Source organism: Nostoc sp. C117 (assembly GCF_043099735.1).
Lineage (GTDB): Bacteria > Cyanobacteriota > Cyanobacteriia > Cyanobacteriales > Nostocaceae > Nostoc.
Genome location: NZ_CP170991.1, coordinates 1,427,328 through 1,450,111 on the forward strand (window position 1 = coordinate 1,427,328; position 22,784 = coordinate 1,450,111).

Here is a 22,784-nt window from a genome sequence, read left to right on the forward strand (position 1 = left end):
GTCTTAGCTAACAATCTAGCAAGACCGAGGGGACAAGGAGATAAACAAAACTCCTCACTCCTGACTCAGCACTGAATATTACTGTCCCATGTACCGACTAGCCATTTGTAGGGCATCAGCGATATCGACATCACCATCGCCGTCAGCATCTAAGAAGGAATTTAGTACGGGATTTCCGCCAGCTTGGGGATTTTGAGCATTAGCGCCTGATTGCAAAAAGTTCAGTACTAAAGGTACTGCTAAAGGCAGTAATTGTTGAATCATACCAGCGTCTAACCCAGTGCGCTGAGCAGCAACTTCAGCTACCTGCTGTTGCATATCAGGAGAAAATAGGGAATCTACTGCTTGGGCGTTGGGAGAAGTCCCAGCATATTGATTTACTAAAGTTTGTGTGGCTTCATTGCCATCTGTGGCTTGCTTTTGCTGTAAAGCAGAACGGACTTGACCACCCACAATTGACAAAACTGATTGGATAGTAGAAGGGTCTGCACCAGTACGATCGCTCAATTGATTTACAGTGTTAATAATGCCGCCCAGTTGACCTAAGCTACCTTGTTGATTGGGATTGGTGACTGCACCAAGAATTTGATCGAAAAGTCCCATAAGTTTATTTTTTCCTTTGTTCTCAAAAAACTGGCTCAAACTAGTTTAACAATTCGTAATTCGTAATGGGCTACGCCCCACTTCGCTAACGTAATTCGTAATTCCCTTTTAGTGAGGGTTTGAGACATTACAAATCGGTGGCTTCTTTATGCAGTGATGTGCTATAAGCTCAAGGGTGAAAAGTTGGTAAAACCAATGCAAACTCTGTACCTTTATCCAGCTCAGACTCGCAAGTAATTTTACCTTGATGCTTTTCTACCACAATTTGATAGGCGATCGCTAGGCCTAAGCCAGTACCAACACCTCGGGGTTTGGTGGTAAAAAATGTTTCAAATATCTTATGGAGATTTTCTGGAGAAATACCAGAACCGTTGTCTGCAATTCGGACTATCACCCAATTATCATAAGATCGTTCTGTGATGATGGTAATTTCAGGTAAAAATTCTGGGTTGTTAACCGCTCTTTCTTCTACAGCATCGATCGCATTGCTGAGAAGATTCATAAATACCTGATAAAGTAAACCTGTGTACCCTGGAACCGCTGGAATATCTCCATATTTACGAACAAGGCTAATACCATTTTTCAGGCGATTGTTCAAAATCAATAGTGTACTATCTAAACAAGCGTGTAGCTCTACTAACTGCGCTTCTCCTTCATCTAAACGAGAGAAATCTTTTAAACTTCGCACAATTTCTCGCGTGCGCTCAGCACCAACTTTCATAGAGTTAAAGAGTTTTGGTAGGTCTTCTAAAAGAAACTCCAAATCAATTTCTTCTGCTAAAGTTTGCAAAGTATCTGAAGGCTGAATAACTTCGGTTTTATATGTTTGCAGAAGTCCTAATAAGTCGTCAGTATAAGTTTTCGCGTGTACGAGGTTGCCAGAAATAAAATTTATCGGATTATTAATTTCATGGGCGACGCCAGCCAACATCCGTCCCAAACTAGACATTTTCTCACTTTGAATTAATCGTGCTTGATTCTCAGATTGTTGTTCTTCTAAAAGGTGCTTCACCTGTTGAATCAGCTGGTTAAGGGAATTAGTTAACGCCCCAACTTCATCTTCGGTAGTGACAGATGCTTGCAAATCAAAATTGGCTTCTTGGGTAACTCTTTGGGCAATATCTGTCACTGCATTAATGGGACGGGCGATGATTAGACTTGTGTAGAAAGCAAGTATGGCAGCCATCGCCACTGACAGCAGCATACTGATAATAATAATCTGAGCTTGTATTAATGCAGCCTGTTTTTGAGCTATATCAGCTTCATCTTCCCGTTTTTGAAGTGTTTTAGCAAAGTCGGTTAAGTCATGGGCAAATTGATAAAACTTTAAAGAATTCTGACTTTGACTGAATTTTGAGATTAATTCCTGCGCTTTTGTTGCTCCCTCTGGCTGTGAACTTAATGGTAAGATTTGCCGGATCAAATACCTAAGTTGTTCAGAATATACCGCTATAGTACTGTCATACTTTTTGAGTAGCGCTTGCAAATCTTCTTGTGAACTAGTTTGACTAAATTCCTGCGCTTGAGAAAGCAACGTTTCGGCCTCTGCCAAATCGGTTTTGAAATTAGAAATTCCCTTTTGCAAGGTTTCTGGCTGCTGTAAAAAAGGCACTATTTCCTGTTGATTGATCTGTATTTCTAACAGTTCTCCTTGCAAATTACTTAACAAGCTTCCTTCTTCATCTACTAAGGCCATTTGTTGTCTAGCTTGGTGGAAATGGCGATCGCCAATTACTAACCCTGCTGTTGTTCCCAAAACTGCAATTCCCAAAGCTAAACCGTACCCATAAAAAATTTTTTCCCGAATACTAAGTCGGTGGAATCCTTGTTTAAACCAGTTAGAGTATCTTAATTCAGGTGTGGCAGTCATGGTATAACTCGCTGTTGAATTTTTGTTGTAGACGGGTTTTTATCAAAAACAACGAATCTAGCCGAGAGGACGCGGAGAATGAAAGTAAATTTGAGACAAAATGCGCTATTAGCTTATCAAAAGTTACTTTTTCTACCCTGGTCAAAAATACTGAAACTATGAAGATAACAAGCTTCTACCTGAATGCCCAGTCATTTCATTAAAAAAAATAAAGGCGATCGCTCTCGTCTAACTAAGCTGTAGTAAAGTTTGATGTCACAGTCGTTAATCTAACGGGTTTGTGAAATTGTCAACAATATTTGTGAGAGCAAATATACCAGGCGATTAGAAATTGCGGCTACACAAACTCTCGTCCGCCTACGCAAACTCAAAAAATTTGAAACCCATCCAGGTGAGTTTTGTCTGTATAGCCAAGCCAGTTGCTCATGGGGGTTTCCCCTATGAGCAACTGGCGCGCGAATTCCGCCAGGGCAAGCTAAAGTCCTAATTTTTCTTGAACTACTGACTCATCTCTAAAGCCGACCAGCACAGCTGTTCCATCTTTGACAAAAAGCGGACGTTTGAGCAGCATTGCATCCTGAGTGAATGCATCAACCCACTCTTGTTCAGTCCAAGTCTTTTTTTCGTCTCCTAAAGCACGGTAGGATTGACCGGAGGTATTTCGCATGAGAGCAAAACCTAAAGACTTTACCCAATTTTGGATTTGCTCGCGGGTTGGTGGAGTCTCTTTGATATTAATGAACTCATAGTCAATGTTGTTGCGTTGGAGCCATATCAAAGCTTTTTTGCAAGTGTTGCAATTAGAAATTCCGTAGACTTGAATAAACATAATACAATTAAGTAACAATCTCCATATATGACATAACTAGTGGTCTGTCACATTAATTTTAATGGGTTTGTAGTGAGCGATTTATCGCTCAATTTTAAGCACTGAAGTGCTTACTACAAACTTTTATAACCCTTCAAAACTTTTGCGATAGAACACTGTAAAATTTTACGATCAATCCTTATATAATTGAATCTTGGCGACATAAATTTGCACATTTGGGATGCTCGCCAAAAATCAAATAGGAGTCCCATATTACTTATTAGGTTGTTTAACTGGAATTTGAATAATAAATTCCGCGCCTTGGTTAGGAGATGAAATACATTGTAACGAACCACCATGTCGCTCGGTAATAATTTGGTAGCTAATCGATAAACCTAAACCAGCCCCTTTACCTACAGTTTTAGTCGTGAAAAAAGGATTAAATAACTTTTGTCTAACTTGTTCTAGAATACCAGGGCCATTATCAATGATGCGGATAATTATTTGTTGAGCAGTTATGTGTTGAGTATAAATCCGAATTTGTGGCTTGTTAATTGTAATTTTTCCTTGGATTAATGAATCTTCTAACGCATCAAGCGCATTTGTCAGAATATTCATAAATACTTGATTTAGTTGTCCTGCATAACACTCAACTAAAGGTAAATTGCCATAATCTTTAATAACTTGAATTTTTGGATAATTACCTTTTGTTGTCAAACGATGTTCTAAAATCATCAAAGTACTGTCAATACCTTCATGGATATCTGTTACTTTTAACTCAGCTTCATCAAGCCGTGAAAAGGTACGAAGAGAAGCCACAATTTGACCGATACGTTCTGCTCCGACTTTCATAGAAGAAAGCAGTTTTTGTAAGTCATCTCTTAAAAAATCGAGGTCAATAGCTTCAATTTCTTCTTGAATTTCAAGTACAGGATTTGGGTAATTTATCCCGTAAAGGTGAAGTAGTTTGATTAGTTGTTGAATATAATTATTAGCATGAATCAGATTGCTATAAATAAAAGTTACTGGATTATTGATTTCGTGGGCAACTCCAGCTACTAATTGACCGAGAGAAGACATTTTTTCATTGTGGATGAGTTGGGATTGAGTACTTTGCAATTCTTGGAGAGTTTGCTCTAGTTCTATTGCTTGCTGTTTGAGTTGAGCTTCTGCTTGTTTACGCTCGGTAATATCTGTGTGGATGCCAACTAAAGCAATAATATTGCCAGTTAAGTCTTTGATAGCATCTGCCCTTAAATCAATTTGCATAGTATGACCAGTAGCACTTTGCATGGTGACTTCACCACGCCATGACTGACCGCTATTGATAGTAGTTAAGACGCTTTCTAGTTCTAGTGGATTTGAGTAAATTGCTTTTGGTCCACCAGTAGCGTTAAGTTCATCAACTGTGTAACCAAACAAATGTATAAAAGCAGGATTTTGATAATTTGATTGGCCTTTAACATCAGCTATAGCAATAGCATCACTGACACTTTCCACAGCCTTACTAATACGTAGTAAGGCTTCTTCTGTTTTTTTGCGCTCGATAATTTCACTTGAAAGCGCTTTATTAATAGCTTCTAATTGGGTAGGACTAGTTAATTTTAGAGCTTGAGGTATGAGATAAATTAATGTAAATGCTGTATAAATAGAAATAATTGCAGTTAAAGCTTTTAAAATACCTGCAATCCAGTAATCGGGATGCCAAAGCGTCCAAATTTCCATCAAGTGTCCAGTACCGCAAGCAAGGATAAAAGCACCAAATAAGAAAAACACTCCATTGAAAGGAATATCTTTGCGTTTGTAAATAAAGTAAATCAGTAATAGAGGAATAGAATAATAGGCAAAGGCAATCGTTGCATCAGAAATGATGTGGAGCCAGACTAGTCTTGTTTTCCAGAGATAACAATGTCCATGAGGAATAAAACTGTTTGAATAAAAGGGATAGTTGAAAAATGCTAACATCATGCCAGAAGTTGCTGTAATTTTTGTGTATTGTGCAACTCTAGTATTCCCAAATCCTTACTAAAGCTAAACTATGGTTTGCTAAAGTATTTGTTCAACGTTGTTGATGTTATCTATAATACGGTACTGTTTGGACTTGCCTTACAGTTACTTACGACCGAATAATTTTGACGATCGCACCAGTGTGATAAATTACATAAACTTGGTTGGCAAGATGCTGAAATTCCTCTTCTGTTAGTTCCAAGAACAGTTTAGAGAACTTTCTCAGACCTGGAATGATTTGAGAGTCATAATGAGGATTCCAGAAACCTGAATGCTGTAAATTCTCTTAAATTTTTGGCACTCACCAAGCAGTAGATTTCTACTTTGAAGGCGGAAACTGTTACAGACTGCGCGAAACACTCAAACGTCAAAGCGGAAGCTCTTACAGACTGCGCGAAACACTCAAACGTGAAGACGGAAGCTCTTACAGACTGCGCGAAACACTCAAATGTCAAAGCGGAAGCTCTTACAGACTGCGTGAAACACTTAAACGTCAAAGCGGAAGCTCTTACAGACTGCGCGAAACACTCAAACGTGAAGATGGAAGCTGCTACACAGAAAGCGGAAGTTCCTACAGGGAAGTTGAGCTTTGTTCTGATAGCGATCGCCTACGTTCTTTAACTTTCTTTACCCATCTCATAATACTACCTCTGAACCCAACTTAGTATAAGTAGGGAATCAATTACCTCCGACTTCCGAAGAAGTTGCAGAAGTCCCAACAATTCTGGAAATTTCGTTGAAAGAGTTTCAAGCTTTTTAATTTTCAATAGGAGTTTTGTTCGCTAAAAATTAGATTTTAGCCTTACACTTCTCAGCAAAAATTGCACAAATGATTCTTCACGAGAAATAATATCAACACGACCTTGCATTCCTGAACGAAGAGTACATTTATATTCAGCTTTATCTAAAACAAAAGTATTTGGTTTAATCGTCACTTCATAGAAGGTAGACATCTTGTTATGATTGGTTATACTATTCGGAATAGGAGTATTATTTTCTGTTAGCTCAACAGTGTCTAATGAAACTTGGCTAACTAGACCCTTAAGAGTACCATAATCGGGATAAGGACAGGCAGATACTTGCATTTGTGCTTGCTGACCAACTCTCAATTTGCTAATATGTTGAGGTGACACAATAGCTTTAATTATAAGTGGTGCATTGCTAGGAATAATTTGAGCAATTTCTTCCCCAAAACTTACTGTTTGACCAGGATTACGTAGATTTAATTTCATAATAGCTCCATCGACGCTGGCTTTAATTGTATTTTGATCGATATCGATTTTTAATTGCTGAAGTTCGTGAATATTTTGAAATAACTGCTTTTGAATTTCACTACGTTGTTGAATAAGCGATTTTTTATCTTTGTCCAAAGTCACAAGTGTTGCTTGAGCGGACGCTTTTTCTTGAGCAATGTGTTCAGAAGCAATTGTCATCGTTGCTGAAACTGGATTTATAGTCGCTTCTACCTGGTGTAACTTTGCTTTCGCTGCCGAAATCGCGTGTTTTCGCTCAATTATAATTTGTTTTTGTGCTTCAATAGTTGTTTGTTGTGCTGCAACTGCTTGTTCTTGTTGGTCAACGGCTAATCGTACTTCTTCCAATTGATCGTGAGAAATAGCACCTGCTGTAGCTGCTGTCTGGTATCGCTCCAATTTAGTACGAGCAGCCAAAAGAGAGGCTTTAGCTGACCTAAAATTTGCTTCGGCTGTTTTTAATTCATATAGAGATTTTTGCGATTCGTTTTCAGATGAATTTAAATTAGCTTCAGCTTCTTGAACTTCCGTTAAGGCAGTAATTTTTTGCTGGCGATAATCTTTTTGAGAACCATCTAATTCAGCTAAAGCAGATGCGATCGCATGTTGTGAGCGATCGCGTTCTGCAACAATTTGAGAATCAAGATCGCCGATCTGTCCATTAAGTTGAGTTAGTTGTAAAGTAGTTTGCTGAATTTGGTTTTGCAACTGGCTTTTCTTGATTTGCAGGTGTAAATCATCTAGAGTTGCAATCACATCGCCTTTTTTCACTAATTGATTTTCTTGAACTAAAATGTGCATAACTGTGCCATCTGTAGCCGCTTGAACTAGTTGTAGTTCACCAGTAGGACGAACTGTTGCTTGAGCTTTGACTGTAATTTTATAGTGAGTAACAGAGGCCACAATAATAGCTACCCCCACAGATACCACTATGAATAATCCCCCAAAACTAGCCCAACGACTAACTGGTGGTATAAATTCATTAGCTTCAATTTCAGGTAAAAAATCCTGGCTAGATAGATTCACCATCATATTTAAGGTCTTAAAAAATTTAAATGTTCTCCTTGTATACGTCGTATATTCTCAAGAGAACCTTGGAGCTTGAGTTTTCCTTGCTCTAACATGACAATCCAATCAGCTCGTTGGATAACTTGGGGACGATGGCTAATCAAGATAGTAGTTTTATTTACTCGTTGATCTAATAAATTATTTAATACTTCTGTTTCGCTAACTGGATCGAGAGCAGCTGTAGATTCGTCTAAAATTAGTATTGGTGGATTGTTGACTATGGCTCTCGCGATCGCTAATCTCTGTCGTTGTCCACCTGAAAGATTAGCGCCAAATTCGCCTAAAACCGCTTGATATTTGTCGGGTAGTTGGCTGATAAATTCATCTGCCCCAGTAATTCTGCAAGCTTCGACAATCTCCGCAAAGGTGACGTATGGTGAGCCTAAGCGGAAGTTTTCCATAATTGAGCGACTCCAAAAGTGAGCATCTTGAGGTACTAATACTACTTGTTGTCGCAAACAGTCTAGAGACAAATCTTGCTGATTATAAATACCAAACCGAATATTACCAGATTGTGGTGAATATAATGCAGCAATCAGTTTTGCGAGAGTACTTTTACCACAGCCTGATTTACCAATTAGCGCAATTACTTGACCACCAGGGAGAATTAGAGAAAAGTCTTGTAAAAGTTCGACTCTACCAGGATGATGAAAGTTAAGATATGTACAAATAATGTCTGCATTACCAGTAATATCAACAACAGATTTTTGATTATTTTCTTGAAATTCTGGCGCAATATCGATTACTTCAGTTAATCTTTGGGTAGCTGTTTGGACACGTATAAATTCATTCACAAAACCTACTACTGTTTTGGCAAAGTTGGTAAAATTACCACTCATGCTGTTGAATGCGAGAAGCATCCCAATTGTCAATTCTTCATTAATTACTAGGTTGCTACCAACCCAAAGTAATGTAATGCTGCCAATATTAGCAACTAAACTAGACGAAGTGTTGTTAACAATGCCAATTTGAATTGTACTTAAATAAAGGTTAGCAACCCGACTAAAACGACTTTGCATTTCATCCCAAAACTGGGGTGTGGCAGTAGTTGTTTTCATAGCAATCGCACCTTTAAAAGTTTCTACTAAGATTCCTTGATTTTCGGCAGATAATACTAAAACATGACGGAACTTTTGCTGTAAACTTGGCAAAAAAACTACAGTTGAAATAGTCATTACTAAAGTAATTATAACAGCAATAATACTTAGTTTTGTACTGTAAAATAGCATGAATCCTAAAGAAACCAGAGCGATAAAAAACTGGCTGGGTAAACTAATGACAACTTGGGAGATTAATTGATTAATTTGTTGAATATCTTCCAGACGGCTAACAACTTCCCCACTACGGCGGGTTTCATAATAAGGCAAAGGTAAACGTAAGATTTGACGAGCGAATTCTAGAGTTAATCCCAGTTCTAAACGTTGAGCAAAATGAGCTATTAAATTAGATTGAGCAAGTTGCAAACTGCTACTAATAATGTGCATTACACAAACAACAAGCGCAATGCTAGTAAGTAATTGGCTATCTCCTCTAACTATCACGTCATCTGTAAGAATTTGCAGAACGTAAGGGGAGGCTAAAGAAAGTAATCCCAAAACCAAGTTGAGTAGTAAAACTTCCGCAAGTAAAGCGCGATAGGGTAAAACTCGCCTGAGGAAGCGACCAAAACCACCTATTTTGTGACTTTCATCTTCATGAGTAAAAAAGCGCACAGGGTCAGGTTCAAGAAGTAGCATGACTCCATCTGTCCATGCTTCTAATAACCATTTTTTCTCTACATAACGAATCCCAACACCAGGGTCGGCAATAATGTATTTTTTACCTTTTTTTCCGTACAAAACTACCCAGTGATAGCCTTTCCAGTGAATAATAGCTGGTAGAGGTACTGTCTGCCGATTAATAATGTCTAATGAGGCTTTGACACCTCTGGCATTGAAACCTAATGATTCTGCACCTTGCTTTAAACCGAGTAATGTAGTTCCTTGTTGTCGTGTACCTACAGTTTCTCGTAAGCGGTTAATGGTAAAGGTACGACCATAATATTTGGCAATAGAAGCCAAGCTTGCAGCACCACAATCTTCTTCACTGTGCTGTTGCACAACTGGGTGACGATAACGAGAACACATAACGCTAAATTCTATAAAGGAAAATTTATACTGGGTGAATAGGAGGCTCTAGTATTAATACAGAAGGAACAAGTTCTGGATGTGCTAATCGCAGTAATCCATAGCCAATTCCTGCTAATCCTGTCATCAGTCCTGGTGTCTCAACCTGCAAAGGTACGCCGCAAAGCCAGCCATGTTTTTCGATACTTGCAAGGATGTTGAGAGTTAGGCAGTGTAGATAAGTTTGATATTGAGAATCTTGGAAACTAGCTTGCAAAATTAACTCTAGGTTTCCCAAGTCTCCATGACACAGAGAATGATTGAAACCAAATCCTTGCTTTAATGTTGTAGCGATCGCAGTGTTAATTTCTGCACGAATGGCAATATCATCAATATAAGGCAGACAACGCAACCTAGCTAACCCAATTCCTGGCGCACCATGACACCAAGCAGTCATACAATTATGTTGGTCTGGTGCATTTTTGTTTTGTAATTCTCGTAAGTCAAGCCAATTTCCTAATTCTGGATAGAAAAGGCTACGTTCATAGGTAATAGCTGCAATTGCTGTCTCATAAAAACGTTTCTCTCCTGTCAAAGCTGAAAGTTGCAATAGCCCCCAAGCAATACCCGCAGCACCATGAGAAAATCCACTTAAAGGCTCGCTTCCCACGTTCTTGAGTTTCCAACCTACACCGTGCTGCATCGGTTGCGCTTGGGAAAGTAAGCGATCGCCACATTGCATTGCTACATTTAAAATTTTCTGGGAAGGTTTGCAGACATAAAGACTAATTAAGCTACCAATGCACCCAGCAGCACCTGCAATAACATCTAACTGTTCATCTTCAGCAATCAAATTTGGAAGAAGTTCGACTAATGCTTCTGCTTGTGACAATAACTCACAGTTATTCCACAACGCACCCAAATGACTTAAGGTATATATAATTCCCCCAAACCCACTAAAGCCACCAATAGAACGTATGAAATCTGGATGCTCGATTTGACGTAGTACTGGTTTAAATGCGGCTTCTGCTAATAATTGGTAGGGATGTTCTTTAGTGATTTTTGCTAAATAAGCTAAAAATAATGTTACACCTGAAAGACCATCATAAAGGTCAGTTCCTAAAGGAAGTACAGACCATTGTTTGTCGCTGACAAGGTTTAAACCGAGCCAAGTTGCATCATCTTCGCCTCTGATTGCTAATGTTGCCAGATGATCTGCGATCGCGCCAGCATTTTCTATTAATTTCTCACTTAACGATTGATGAGAATCTAAAATCAAAGAGTCAGAGTCCACGATTCGCTTAACAAATTTATCCTGACTCCTATCTCCCATTATTAAAGTTGCTAAAGAAGCACGGATAAACCAAATTTGCCTTTGTAAATCTTGTACATCTAATTTTTGTAGCCTTTGTTGAACAAGCTCAATTCCTGATTGAGTAAAAAAGTTAGGAATTAACTGATTGTTACTTGTCCATAAATCACAATAACTAGGACGAGTTGTGAATATTGGAATATCATTATCCCATAAGTCTTGCAATTCAGCTAAAATTACTTTTTCTAATTCTGGTCGATATTTAACTTCCATCCACAAACGCGCAAAAAATCTTTCTCTATCCAAAGCATCCCTTAATAAATTAGGATGAAAACTTTCCCATAGCATTCTGGCATAGGTTTCTGTAGGACGCAAAACAACGCGCACTTCATCATCTGCAAACTTATTCAAAGGACTATCAACACATAAAAGCTCATCTCTATGCTTCAACAATAATTGATAAATTTTAGTAAACCCAGTAATAATAGATTCAGCGTAATCCAAAACATTAACTTCATTACCATTTAAACTAGGACGGTTCTGACTGACAGGAATTTCCATTCGCTTACGTATCAGCCGCATTTCATCCGTACCTTTCCGTTCCCATGTTGGAACGCCTTTAGGTGTCATTTGTCCAGGAAATCCACCTAAACCACTGATATCTACACCTTCAGATTCATCGTTAGCCCAGACTTTTTGCGGTAGCAAACCAACTCGTAAAACAGAGTAAGCCATTTGACTACCCGCTACCATTTCCAACTCTTTATCCTCTGTATGACTAACATAAGGATGAAACAAAGCTTCTAAATCAATCATCATTGGATACTCACCCGAAGCAATCAAATTCTCACTATGAAAATCTGTTGCTTCCAGGGCATAGAATAGAGCTAGATAACCACCTTGTCTTTGATAAAATTGCTCTATTTCTACTGATGTAATACAACCTTTTGCATCTATAAACTCTACCCAGCTATGAGTATGAAAATTTAGAACTTTAAAAGTTTTAAATTGCAAATTATCAATTCGTTCGTTTATCCAGTTTATCAGTTGCTGAAAATGTAAATCAACACTCAGGCTTTTAGGTTTATATACTAGTTTTAAACCAGATTCAAACTGAGCAATAATCACCGAGCGTCCTTGACGATGACTGTCACCTACTCCTATTTGTAAATCAACCAGCAATCCTGGATTAATGTCTGGACTGAATGTATTACAAAGTGCGTTCCAATCATCACATAAATGCTCAATAAATTCAAGACTAAATTGCAACCAATAATCTATACAAATAGTAATTTGACGAGCTAATACTGGATATTCTTGAAATAAAGCTAGACGAACATCAGGCTGTTTCAGCCTTTCAATAAAACTTTTAAATCTTTTCTCTGGCGATTCATCTTGTAATAAACCCTGTAAACGAGCAACATTGAGTTCTAACACCATTGTGCGACTCAACATTTTTAATAATCGCCCTGATAAACTAGTAAAAAATATCGATTCAAGCTTTTTATGTTCAAAAGGTATATGTGGGTGAATATTGATGATTGATTGTATACCTAAATTTAATTTTTCTAAAGCTTTATTAAGTTGTAGTTCAATAGCATATAAAAACCCTATTGTTACTGATTCTAATTCAGAGGTGGCTATTAAATCTGTCAAACTGTTATTGAGTGCAGGTGAATAAAACGACTTTTCAAATGCACTTAACCAACTAGGCTGTTCAGAAAAACGAGTCTTAACAGATTCAACTGACTCGCTTATAAGATACAAAAAATCAGTTTCAGTTATGCCATTTGTTGCCAGCATTTTAGCAAAAAATGAATCTTCATCAAAAGGAGATTGTAGCCACCATTTTTGTAGTTTAGCTTGAGCTGCATCAGTATTAAACTCATTTTTTTCATTTCGAGGTAATAATGAAATTATCCTTTCTTTTAAAGGAACTCCACGATACCAGTCATATTCAATACGTTGAGAGTATATTTGATTCATAGTAATTCAACAATCCTATAAATTAGGTAAAAACTTTTGAGATGACACAATTTTTTTGTAGAAAGAGGAATTATTTTAATTCCTCTTTGTAAAAATTTAAATTTTAGGTGTGTATCAGACTAACTCCAGTCTCAAATACAGCCACAAGCACCAGTGTTGTACCAGCGAATAGTTGGATTCATCTTACCACCTTTAACAGCGTCCATCTCTTCATTAGAAAGTTCAATGATTCCGGCGGGATTTTCAGGTAGTTGAGAACATTGTTTTTTAGTTAAACTGTTGGAATATTCTTCATCTTTCCAAGCACGGATGATGTCATTATTTGACATGGTTTTTCTCCTACATTAACTAATTGTTAAATCAACCAGAACTATTTCAATCAAGTCAGCATTAACACCAATTGCATAAAGTAATAGTAACTGGTGGCCGACCTCCAGGAATCATTTCCATTTCATTATCTGAAAGTTCAATGATTCCAGCAGGGTTTTCAGGTAATTGAGAACGTTGCTGTTCAGTTAAGCTGTTGAAATATTCTTCATCTTTCCAAGAACAGATTATGTCATTATTTGACATAATTTCTCTCCTTATTCAAGTAGTTCAATTGATATTGATGCGTCAATTAGAGGTATTGTCTTTTACAAATTGTAGCTGGAGTATTTGTGTATTGAGTGCAACCGACTTCATGCGTGTAACACCAGTAAGTCTCAGGACGACCACCAGCAATACTTTCCATTTGTGCATCAGATAGTTCAACAATACCTGCTGGATTTTCTGGTAGTTGAGAACGCTGTTGTTCACTCAAATTCTTGCGATATTCTTCATCTTTCCAAGCGCGAATGATGTCATTATTTGACATGATTTTTCTCCTGTTTTTAGCATTACATAGCGTTACATAATGATGAATAACGCTATTTAGCACTGATCGGTGGTCGGTGTTAGAATAAAATGAGGACGACCGCCTGCAATACTTTCCATTTGTGCATCAGAAAGTTCAACAAAACCTGCTGGATTTTCTGGTAGTTGAAAACGCTGCTGTTCACTCAAATTCTTGCGATATTCTTCATCTTTCCAAGCGCGAATGATATCATTATTGGACATTGTTTTTCTCCTGTTTCGGGATAAAAGTAAGAAAAGTTTTTTACTAAACACATCTTATCAGGCTTTTAAATAGCTGAATAATACAATTTTATTGGCTTAAAATATAACTAAAATAAGTAACAGATTTAAATTAATAAATATTTGAATTACTAGGCGATAAACAAGATACCCGACCTCTTGAAGAAGTCGGGTATCTGAAATTTTTATAATATTAAGAAAAAAGTTAAGATTTAAACATAACTTTCTAGCAGCATCGCACAGGTACTACTTATCCTAGCTTGTGTATTAGAATTACATGACACATCTTTAATGTTAGTCATTTTAATATCACATAATTCAATTAATCCTGCTGGATTCTCAGGTACTTGAGAAATCTGCTCTTCATTTAAGCTATCACGATAAGCTTCATCTTTCCATGCTCGAATAATATCAGTAGTTAACATAGTTTTTGTTTTATTATATTATTTGTATTAATTAATTTATCATGCTATTAAATACTTGGAAAATATAATTATTTTAATTCTAAATAAAAATAGATACAATCTAAATACAACTAAATATAATTACATTTATTTGATTAAAATGTTAAAATTTCATTATTAAAAAAGAGGGATAACTTTAATCCCTCTTTGCTTCTCATTATTCAAGTTGAAATTGAAATCATGATATCAATATTCAACATTATTTACTCCTTGTTACTTTTTTAGTTTTGTCTTTTCGTATTAGATTCCACGAACTTGAAATTTAACTATGTAGTCACCGTCATCGTGTCGGAAGTGGAGAGCAAAAGTACCTGTTGTGTTATCTAGTGTCTGATCAAAGGTAGTGTAGTAAAGAGGTCTTAAATCAGTGACTTGGACTTTACCGCCATAGTTGTTAAGTTGCAAAGCAAAAGCTCCTAAAGAATCATCACCGTTACTTGGGATAAAAGAGGATATAAGTTTTCCTACAGCTGACCCTACAGTTCCTATGATTGGATTTCCTGCCAAAGATGATGCACCACTAACTAAAGTATTGATGAGAGTAGCAGCTGCATTGCTGTTATCACTTTCAGCAAAACCAAAGCCAAGGGTAGCAGTTTGTCCAGATATTAAAGGTTGATCATAAATAACTGTATTGAGATTTTTATGCCACCCTTCATTGAAATCCCATGCTGTATAGTTATTCCCTGATACAATATCTGCATCAGCACCTTCTAAATTGTTAGGGCCTCGCTTGGCTACAGGTGTTCCATTACCATTTACTCCTTCAATAAAGTAATAGACCTCATCATGATTATCAGTAAATAAAAAGTCTGTATCAGTACAGCTTTGGCAAGAAATACTGCTAATTAATACCTGAACACGGAGGTCTGGCCCAACAATCTTAATCGGCTGATAAGCTAGGTTGTTGTTTTCATTGCTTTCAACTATCTCCTCATCTCCATCGCTACGATAAATTAGATAGTAATCGCCGCGAATTAAGTTAGTTGCTAAGGAGATGGAAGCTGATTCGGCACGGGATGCACCAGCAGCTAGTGGGTTAACCAAGTAGTCAGAACCCAGGAAAATATCATCATTACTAAAGGCAGTATCTTTAGAGAGATAGAAATTAGTAGAGCTGGAATCAACTGTTAGATTGCCTTGATTCTTGATGGTGTAGGTGAGGTTAATCGTATCACCTCTAACAGCCCTAGTGGGGGCAGTAGCATTATTGATAGTCAAGTCACCTCCAAGAACTTTAATGGAACGGTAAGCTAGGTTGTTGGTTTCATTTTTTTCAGGGACTGCATTTTTGGCATCGGCTTTATAGAGTAGGTAATAGTCGCCGACAGGCAAATTAGCTCTCCAAGAGATAGATGCTGATTCGGAACGAGATGCACCAGCACCTAGAGATTGAACTGTGTCCGAACCCAGAAAGATGTCATCTTTAGAGAGGATAGTGTCTTTGGAGAGATAGAAGTTGGTAGCAAAAACAGGTCTAGGGAGTGGCTTAGGTGGTTTACCAGGAATGGTAGGTTCGATGTATTCAGGGGGAGGGACTTCGGCGATCGCCTTACCCTGGTTAGTCAGTGTATAAGTAATGGTAGTGGTAGTTCCCAGTGTCACTTTGTTAGGAGCCAAAGGATTTTGAATAATCAAATCGGGCAAGGCTGGGGTAATATTAATAGCGCGATAAGCTAAGTTATTGCTTTCGTGACTTTCAGCAATTGCACTACTTCCATCAGCTTGATAGAAGAGGTAATAAGTACCGGGAGCTAGACTCGAACTCAAAGAGATGGTAGCTGATTCGGAACTGGATGCACCAGCTGCCAGAGAATTAACTGCGTCTGAACCGAGAAAGATATCACTGTTATTTAAGTTTGTGTCTTGAGAGAGATAAAATTTAGTTGTGCTAGGGGTTGCTATGAGATTTCCCTGATTTTGGATCGTATAGGTGAGAGCGATATCATCACCCGCAGCCGCACTCGTGGGAGCAACAGGATTTGCGATCGCCAAGTCTGGTTGATTATTGGTAATTGCGATCGCCTGATATGCTAAATTATTGTTTTCATTTGTTTCAAACACTGTATCTTCTGCATCAGCTTGATAGAGCAAGTAGTAATTACCAGCTAGGTTAGTTCCTAAATTGAGAGAAGCTGATTGTAAACTAGATGCACCACCTACGAGTGGCCCAACCGACTGTGAACCTAAGAGAATGTCATCGCCGCTAAAGGTAGTGTCATTGGAGAGATAAAAATTAGTAGAGCTAGCAGCTGCTCTAAACCGACCTTGGTTTTTGAGAGTATAGGTGATATCTATATTGTTGCCCGCGATCGCTGCACTAGGAGCTAGAGGATTTTCAATTATCAAGTCGCTCAAAACACGAGGAATAGGATCGGGATCGGGAGGATCGATCGGTCGCAGCATTGCTATTGCAGATAGCTGTTGAGAAGTCGTCGCGCTTGAAAAAGGATCAAAGTTTGATAAAGAATTAGGGATAAGAAGGTTCTTATCAGTAGCAACGTTAAGTGAATTCAATTCTGACGAACGATCGAACATAACGATCAACCTCTATAACTTACACATTGAAAAACAACATTCAAGAAAAGGCACTGAAGGTAAGCACCGTCAGCTTTTAATATACTTACGTACAAAATTATCACCACTTTTTTGGCGGGTAATTCTAGTTGCTATTTATTTCTCTTTGCTCTGAATTTATATCTATTCTCTTCACTGAAATTGTGATTTTTTGTTAATATAAAGTGATTAACTTACGAAAACAATGTATATGTTTTGCTCAATAGCTGTCAACTATTAGAGCGATACAGTATTAATCAATTTCAAATACAAATCAAATATAAAGTTTATGAATAAAATACATTTTTCAGGGATATTAATTTTTGTTAAAACTTATAGCATTTAATAGAAATTTAGTGTAAAGCTACTAAAAGCTTAACAAACTTATGATTTATACCTAAAAATGCGATATGGACTCAACTATGGCTGAGTTTTTGAGAGATATAGCCGCAAAATATCGCTTTGAGGATATAAGAAGAGATGTCTTTGTGACTCGATTTCATCCTCAAAATAAGCGGCGTAGGAATCAGGTTTTGGCAGAAGAAGTATATAGAAATGGAGAGGTTGTAGATAGAGGACAGAGTTTCCAATATCAGTTAAGTGAAATATGTAGAACCTTACAAGACAATGGCTGTCCCATTATTTCTACTACGCGAGGTCAACGTCCTGAAGGGCAAAGAAGCCCTTGGGAACAAGCTTTTGATTGGTTATGGGAAGAAAAATATCATAATTGGTTGTCTGAAAGAAGAATGATTATTCCAGAAGTCAGACGTGTTTTGGAAGAAAGGGAGTGTTATCAAGCTCTTTTGCAACCTGGTGCTTTAGTTCGGATTCAAGCACCTGAAAATATGGGTAAAACACGGTTGTTAAAGAAAGTTATTGAACAAATCACAGAACAAGGATATCGACATTTAATTTTTGACTTTAAATTACTGGAGTATAGTGTTTTCAGTGATATTTCTAAATTTTCGCAATGTTTTTGTGCTGGTGTTGCTCATAAGCTAGATTTATCTAACCAGTTAGATGAGTATTGGGATGATTATTTAGCTTGCAACTTAAATAGTACAATGTACTTTCAAAATTACTTATTAACGCAAGATACTAATCCTTTAGTATTGATGTTAAAGAACGTTGATAAAGTTTTTGAACACCCAGAGATTGCTGCTGATTTTTGTGGACTTTTACGAGGTTGGCACGATCAAGCAAGAAGCGGCGATCGCAGTAGCGAAATTTGGCAAAGGCTACGTATAGTCATCTCACACTCTACGGATCTTTATAGCTGTTTAAATATTCGTAGTTCGCCTTTAAGTAATGTAGGCGTATTTATAGAGTTGCACGATTTTACACTAGAACAAGTTCAAGATTTAGCACAACAATGTGGATTAACTTGGGATGCTAACCAAGTAAGACAATTAATGGATATGGTAGCGGGTCGTCCTAAATTGATAGATGATGCACTTAAAAATATTGCTCAAGGGAAAATTACTCTAGAGGAATTTGTGCAAACAGTAGCAACAGAAAGAGGTATTTACAGCCATTACCTACGTGATTTGTTAGGACGTGTTCAAAGAAATCAAGATTTAGTTTCAGCTTTAAGAGAAGTTGTGATTTCCTCAAAACCAATACAATTAGAGCCAATTCAAGCATCTAAGTTATATAGCATGGGACTGGTAAAGCGAGAAAGCAATTTTTACGTTATTCCTAGCTGCGAGTTATATCGTCAGTATTTTTCTCATGTCTTAAATTTATATGCTTGCATCAACTAACTCGACATATCAATATCAAGTAGGTGCTAGTTTACCGCCAAATGCACCTAGCTATGTTGTGCGACAAGCCGATCAAGATTTTTATGAAGGACTAAAAGCTAGAGAGTTTTGTTATGTCCTCAATTCCAGGCAAATGGGTAAGTCTAGTTTGCGTGTACAAACAATGCAAAAGCTGTTAGCGGAAAATATTGCTTGTGCAACTATTGATATTACCTTAATTGGCTCCGATGTATCACAAGACCAATGGTATTATACTCTAGCTAAAAGTTTATTAAACAACTTTCGTATCCAATTTAAATTATCAACTTGGTGGCGAGAGCATGAATTGTTGTCTCCCTTAGGACGATTTAGTGAGTTTATTGAACAAGTACTGCTGACAGCAATTACTGAAAGTATTGTGATTTTCATTGATGAAATTGATAGTGTTCTTAGTTTGCCCTTTCCTTGTGATGATTTTTTTGCTTTTATTAGAGCTTGCTATAATCAACGGGTTGATAAACCAGAATACTATCGTCTTACTTGGGCGTTGTTAGGAGTCGCTACCCCCTCAGATTTGATTGAAGATAGACGACGTACTCCTTTTAATATTGGTCAAGCTATTGAGTTAAATGGCTTTCAAGAGCATGAAATCCAACCCTTAGTTAAAGGCTTGGTACAAAGAGTGAACAATCCTGATGCGGTATTGAAAGAAATATTAGCCTGGACTGGAGGACAACCTTTTCTTACGCAAAAGCTTTGTAAATTAATTCTTACCTCTTCATTTCCCATTGAGATAAGCTTTGAATCTGAATTTGTACAAAACTTTATCTGCTCTCAAGTAATTGAAAATTGGGAAGCTTTTGATCATCCAGAACATTTAAAGACAATCCGCGATCGCATTTTGCGACAGGATAAAAATACAGATAGACTGCTAGGACTGTATCAGCAAATTTTACGTTATACAGAAGTGATTGCTGACACCAGTTCTGAGCAGCTAGAATTGAGACTTTCGGGACTAGTAGTTAAGCAAGACAACAAGTTAAAAGTTTATAACCAAATATATAAAGCTATTTTTAACGAAAAATGGGTAACAGAATCATTAGCAAATTTGCGTCCATATAAGGAAGAAATTGCTGTTTGGATAGAGTCTAATTATCAAGATGAATCTTGCCTATTAAGTGGACAAACCCTACATGATGCTGAAGAATGGGCAAGCAACAGAAGATTGAGTGATGATGATTACAAGTTCTTACATACGAGTCGCAAAGCTGAAAGAAAAGCTAGTAAGTTATTGGCTGAAGCAGCACATCAAGCTAGGAAAAGAATTCGTATAAGTAGAAATTTATTTTATGGTAGTTCATTAGTTGCTACTTTAGCAATCTTCATGGGTCTATACTTTAAAATTGAGGGATTTAATGCAGGTAGAGAAATTGTAAAATTAGACTCGCAAGCACTTAGTATTTATAATAATACAGTTAGTGCAGAATCATCACAATTAGAATCTTTAGTTTCAGCTATAGAAGTTGGTAAAAAAACAAAGTTACTAATTAAGCAAAATTATTTTTCTCAATTTAATCAAAATGTTTCTTCTCTATTACTTTTACAAGCAATTATCAGCAATGTTCAAGAACAGAATCGACTTGATTTTAATAAAAACCAGCATGAAGTTTTAAGTATCAGTTTCAATTCTGATGGTTTATTAATTGCTACTAAGCCAAAAGATATTAACATTCATGAAATACAAGAAAAAGAAAATGTTCAGTTATGGATGTATGGTCAAAAAATTGCTATATTACCAAGTAAAAGTAGAGTTAAAAAACTTAGTTTTAGTCCAAATGAGCAAAAATTAGCTACATTTGCAACTGATGGAACTATAAGGCTTTGGAACTTGTCAGGTAAGCTGCTTACAAAATGGAATATTTCAGATAAGTCCATTTCCGTCCTGAAATTTAGCCCGGATGGTCAATATCTTTGTGTTATTAGTAAGGATGGTATTGCAAAAATGTGGAATATCGCTAGTCAAGAAATTACCCAATTACCAACCCATCAAGGTAAAATTGAGAGTATAAGTTTTAGTCCAGATAGACAGTATATTGCTACAGCAGGAGAACCTAATAAAATTAGGCTTTGGAACTACTCTGGTAAGCAGTTATTTCAATGGAATATAGATAAAACTTCAGTCAGTATTATCAATTTTAGTCCTAATGGAAAACTAATTGCTATTGGCGCACGTGACGGCAAAATTAAAATCCTGAATTTGTTAGGACAAATAACAGAACAATGGAAGAGTGAACAAAGCAGAATATCAAATATAACTTTTAGTAGTGATGGACAAAGTATAGTTACAGTCGGCTCAGATGGTACTGTTAAAGTGTGGTCTTTATTATCTAGAAAGCTAATTAATCAACTCAAAGCTAGTGAAATTAATTTTACAGGTATCGCTTTAAGTCATAATTTACAACAAATTGCTACTGTAGACGAAGCTAATACAGTTCAAGTGTGGCAATTAAATAATTCTTTACAGAATCTATTAGAACAATTGCCAATTAAGCAAGATTCAGGTTTAGATTCATTAGATTTTAGTTCAGATGGACAAAGTATTATTTCAACGGAAGACCAAAATAATCTAAAAATTTGGAATCTCACAGGTAATGAGATTTCTCTTGGTGGAAATAAAGGTAATATCTTAGGAATCACTTTTAGTTCTTATAACAACCTAATTGCTGCAATAGGACACGATAGTAAAGTTAATATTTGGGATCGCTCAGGAAAACATTTAGTAGTTAATAAACAAACAATTAATAATGAGAAAATAACAACTAAAATATCTGGAATTGGTGTTGTATTTGGGTGGGATAGAGTAACAAGAAAGTTAATTGTCACCCAGTTAATAGCAGGTTCGCCATCTGAGGAAATATTACAAGTAGGCGATCGCATTTTATCTGCTGATGGTAATTCTACAGTCAATACCAGCCGAGACAATGCACTCGCCTATATACGCGGTGAAGAAGGTACAATCGTTACACTACAAATTTATCGTCCTAGAAAAGGATATTTGACTCGGAAAATTAAACGTGAAAGCTTTCCAATACCTCAACACATCCTCAAATGGCCAACGTTTCCGAACATTCTCAGTTTTAGTCCTGATGAGAAGACTTTAGCTATAGGTACTGATGAAGGTATAGTTCAACTCTGGGATGTTTCTAAGAATGATTTGAAGTTAAATAATAAAAAATTAGATAATAATCAGCCAAATCCTGTTACAAGTGTAAATTTTAGCCCTGATGGAAAATACCTGGCAGTTGCAAAAGATAACAGCACAATTCAACTGTGGAATGTATCTGACAAAACAATACTTGATCAATGGAACAGTTATCAAGGTCTAGTCACAAATGTTAAATTTAGTCCAGATAGTCAGTCTCTTGGAACTATAGGTGGTAGTAGAGTAAAGATTTGGAATCTATCAAGACAGAAAATAACTCAATTAATTGGTCATCAAGGTGATGTTTTGAGCTTGAGTTTTAGTCCTAGTAGTAAAATCATTGCCACAGCAGGCGCCGACAATACAGTACGCCTGTGGAATTTCTCAGGGCAACAGATAGGTCAATTTTATAGTAATGTTGGTTTTAGGGATGTCAGTTTCAGTCGCAATGAAAAAAGTATTACCACTATAGAATTAGACGGTACAGTAAAACAGTGGCGGATTGGCCAGGGATTGGATGAACTACTTTCAAGAGGTTGTGATTGGCTTAAAGATTATTTAGCAACTCATCCTGAAGAACGAGAAGCACGTAAAGTATGCAGCGATCGCTAGTTTTTAATCAGTAACCTCATATTCTCGCTCTATCAAACTCAACAATTTCTCCTCGACCTTCGTTTGGGTGGATATTG

At 36.9% G+C, this 22,784-nt stretch carries 17 protein-coding genes; 3 read left to right on the plus strand and 14 right to left on the minus strand.

Features of this window, described 5'->3' with window-relative positions; all coding sequences use genetic code 11:
• Positions 1-78: 78 nt before the first annotated feature.
• The 5 genes from ACFG4S_RS07280 to ACFG4S_RS07300 all read right to left on the minus strand — a co-directional run bounded on the left by ACFG4S_RS07280 (position 79) and on the right by ACFG4S_RS07300 (position 5,526).
• Positions 79-603, minus strand: coding sequence for a DUF937 domain-containing protein (locus ACFG4S_RS07280; RefSeq protein WP_392534154.1), 525 nt, complete (start codon positions 601-603; stop codon positions 79-81).
• A gap of 169 nt (positions 604-772) precedes the next feature.
• On the minus strand, positions 773-2,473 hold the full coding sequence (locus ACFG4S_RS07285; protein ID WP_392534155.1) for an ATP-binding protein: 1,701 nt from the start codon (positions 2,471-2,473) through the stop codon (positions 773-775).
• Between the two features lie 475 nt (positions 2,474-2,948).
• Entirely contained in the window at positions 2,949-3,302 is a 354-nt protein-coding gene (locus tag ACFG4S_RS07290; RefSeq protein WP_392534156.1) for a Spx/MgsR family RNA polymerase-binding regulatory protein, read from the minus strand.
• Positions 3,303-3,554: 252 nt separating this feature from the next.
• Entirely contained in the window at positions 3,555-5,249 is a 1,695-nt protein-coding gene (locus ACFG4S_RS07295) for an ATP-binding protein (protein ID WP_392534157.1), read from the minus strand.
• 148 nt (positions 5,250-5,397) lie between these two features.
• Complete coding sequence (locus tag ACFG4S_RS07300; protein ID WP_392535929.1) at positions 5,398-5,526, minus strand: hypothetical protein; 129 nt, start codon at positions 5,524-5,526, stop codon at positions 5,398-5,400.
• A 239-nt stretch (positions 5,527-5,765) separates the two neighbouring features.
• Here ACFG4S_RS07300 and ACFG4S_RS07305 point away from each other — a divergent pair, with 239 nt between their 5' ends.
• Entirely contained in the window at positions 5,766-5,909 is a 144-nt protein-coding gene (locus ACFG4S_RS07305) for a hypothetical protein (RefSeq protein ID WP_392534158.1), read from the plus strand.
• 161 nt (positions 5,910-6,070) lie between these two features.
• On the opposite strand, the gene ACFG4S_RS07310 is transcribed toward ACFG4S_RS07305, so the two are convergent.
• The 9 genes from ACFG4S_RS07310 to ACFG4S_RS07350 form a co-directional block, all read right to left on the minus strand.
• Positions 6,071-7,573, minus strand: coding sequence for an HlyD family secretion protein (locus tag ACFG4S_RS07310; protein ID WP_392534159.1), 1,503 nt, complete (start codon positions 7,571-7,573; stop codon positions 6,071-6,073).
• 2 nt (positions 7,574-7,575) lie between these two features.
• Positions 7,576-9,735, minus strand: a complete 2,160-nt coding sequence (locus ACFG4S_RS07315; protein WP_392534160.1) for a peptidase domain-containing ABC transporter — start codon at positions 9,733-9,735, stop codon at positions 7,576-7,578.
• A gap of 25 nt (positions 9,736-9,760) precedes the next feature.
• Positions 9,761-13,012, minus strand: a complete 3,252-nt coding sequence (locus ACFG4S_RS07320; RefSeq protein WP_392534161.1) for a type 2 lanthipeptide synthetase LanM family protein — start codon at positions 13,010-13,012, stop codon at positions 9,761-9,763.
• A 131-nt stretch (positions 13,013-13,143) separates the two neighbouring features.
• Complete coding sequence (locus tag ACFG4S_RS07325) at positions 13,144-13,341, minus strand: mersacidin/lichenicidin family type 2 lantibiotic (protein ID WP_392534162.1); 198 nt, start codon at positions 13,339-13,341, stop codon at positions 13,144-13,146.
• Positions 13,342-13,402: 61 nt separating this feature from the next.
• Positions 13,403-13,585 (minus strand): mersacidin/lichenicidin family type 2 lantibiotic, encoded by a 183-nt coding sequence (locus ACFG4S_RS07330; protein WP_392534163.1) that lies wholly within the window; start codon positions 13,583-13,585, stop codon positions 13,403-13,405.
• Positions 13,586-13,631: 46 nt separating this feature from the next.
• The gene (locus tag ACFG4S_RS07335; protein ID WP_392534164.1) at positions 13,632-13,868 is read right to left on the minus strand and encodes a mersacidin/lichenicidin family type 2 lantibiotic; all 237 of its coding nucleotides are present in this window, start codon (positions 13,866-13,868) and stop codon (positions 13,632-13,634) included.
• Between the two features lie 56 nt (positions 13,869-13,924).
• Positions 13,925-14,110, minus strand: a complete 186-nt coding sequence (locus ACFG4S_RS07340) for a mersacidin/lichenicidin family type 2 lantibiotic (protein ID WP_392534165.1) — start codon at positions 14,108-14,110, stop codon at positions 13,925-13,927.
• A 230-nt stretch (positions 14,111-14,340) separates the two neighbouring features.
• Complete coding sequence (locus ACFG4S_RS07345; RefSeq protein WP_392534166.1) at positions 14,341-14,553, minus strand: mersacidin/lichenicidin family type 2 lantibiotic; 213 nt, start codon at positions 14,551-14,553, stop codon at positions 14,341-14,343.
• Positions 14,554-14,832: 279 nt separating this feature from the next.
• The gene (locus ACFG4S_RS07350) at positions 14,833-17,130 is read right to left on the minus strand and encodes a CARDB domain-containing protein (RefSeq protein ID WP_392534167.1); all 2,298 of its coding nucleotides are present in this window, start codon (positions 17,128-17,130) and stop codon (positions 14,833-14,835) included.
• A gap of 440 nt (positions 17,131-17,570) precedes the next feature.
• Here ACFG4S_RS07350 and ACFG4S_RS07355 point away from each other — a divergent pair, with 440 nt between their 5' ends.
• Positions 17,571-18,914 carry an AAA-like domain-containing protein gene (locus ACFG4S_RS07355; RefSeq protein ID WP_392534168.1) on the plus strand — a complete coding sequence of 448 codons (1,344 nt, stop codon included), beginning with the start codon at positions 17,571-17,573 and terminating at the stop codon, positions 18,912-18,914.
• Positions 18,898-22,707 carry an AAA-like domain-containing protein gene (locus ACFG4S_RS07360; protein WP_392534169.1) on the plus strand — a complete coding sequence of 1,270 codons (3,810 nt, stop codon included), beginning with the start codon at positions 18,898-18,900 and terminating at the stop codon, positions 22,705-22,707. Before ACFG4S_RS07355 ends, ACFG4S_RS07360 begins: the two co-directional genes overlap by 17 nt.
• Positions 22,708-22,784: the final 77 nt, after the last annotated feature.

What these genes read in the sequence shown, in the direction of transcription:
- ACFG4S_RS07280 (WP_392534154.1), bottom strand. Translation starts at nt 603, where the DNA reads ATGGGACTTTTCGATCAAATTCTTGGTGCAGTCACCAATCCCAATCAA.
- ACFG4S_RS07285 (WP_392534155.1), bottom strand. Translation starts at nt 2,473, where the DNA reads ATGACTGCCACACCTGAATTAAGATACTCTAACTGGTTTAAACAAGGA.
- ACFG4S_RS07290 (WP_392534156.1), bottom strand. Translation starts at nt 3,302, where the DNA reads ATGTTTATTCAAGTCTACGGAATTTCTAATTGCAACACTTGCAAAAAA.
- ACFG4S_RS07295 (WP_392534157.1), bottom strand. Translation starts at nt 5,249, where the DNA reads ATGATGTTAGCATTTTTCAACTATCCCTTTTATTCAAACAGTTTTATT.
- ACFG4S_RS07310 (WP_392534159.1), bottom strand. Translation starts at nt 7,573, where the DNA reads ATGATGGTGAATCTATCTAGCCAGGATTTTTTACCTGAAATTGAAGCT.
- ACFG4S_RS07315 (WP_392534160.1), bottom strand. Translation starts at nt 9,735, where the DNA reads ATGTGTTCTCGTTATCGTCACCCAGTTGTGCAACAGCACAGTGAAGAA.
- ACFG4S_RS07320 (WP_392534161.1), bottom strand. Translation starts at nt 13,012, where the DNA reads ATGAATCAAATATACTCTCAACGTATTGAATATGACTGGTATCGTGGA.
- ACFG4S_RS07325 (WP_392534162.1), bottom strand. Translation starts at nt 13,341, where the DNA reads ATGTCAAATAATGACATCATCCGTGCTTGGAAAGATGAAGAATATTCC.
- ACFG4S_RS07330 (WP_392534163.1), bottom strand. Translation starts at nt 13,585, where the DNA reads ATGTCAAATAATGACATAATCTGTTCTTGGAAAGATGAAGAATATTTC.
- ACFG4S_RS07335 (WP_392534164.1), bottom strand. Translation starts at nt 13,868, where the DNA reads ATGTCAAATAATGACATCATTCGCGCTTGGAAAGATGAAGAATATCGC.
- ACFG4S_RS07340 (WP_392534165.1), bottom strand. Translation starts at nt 14,110, where the DNA reads ATGTCCAATAATGATATCATTCGCGCTTGGAAAGATGAAGAATATCGC.
- ACFG4S_RS07345 (WP_392534166.1), bottom strand. Translation starts at nt 14,553, where the DNA reads ATGTTAACTACTGATATTATTCGAGCATGGAAAGATGAAGCTTATCGT.
- ACFG4S_RS07350 (WP_392534167.1), bottom strand. Translation starts at nt 17,130, where the DNA reads ATGTTCGATCGTTCGTCAGAATTGAATTCACTTAACGTTGCTACTGAT.
- ACFG4S_RS07355 (WP_392534168.1), top strand. Translation starts at nt 17,571, where the DNA reads ATGGCTGAGTTTTTGAGAGATATAGCCGCAAAATATCGCTTTGAGGAT.
- ACFG4S_RS07360 (WP_392534169.1), top strand. Translation starts at nt 18,898, where the DNA reads ATGCTTGCATCAACTAACTCGACATATCAATATCAAGTAGGTGCTAGT.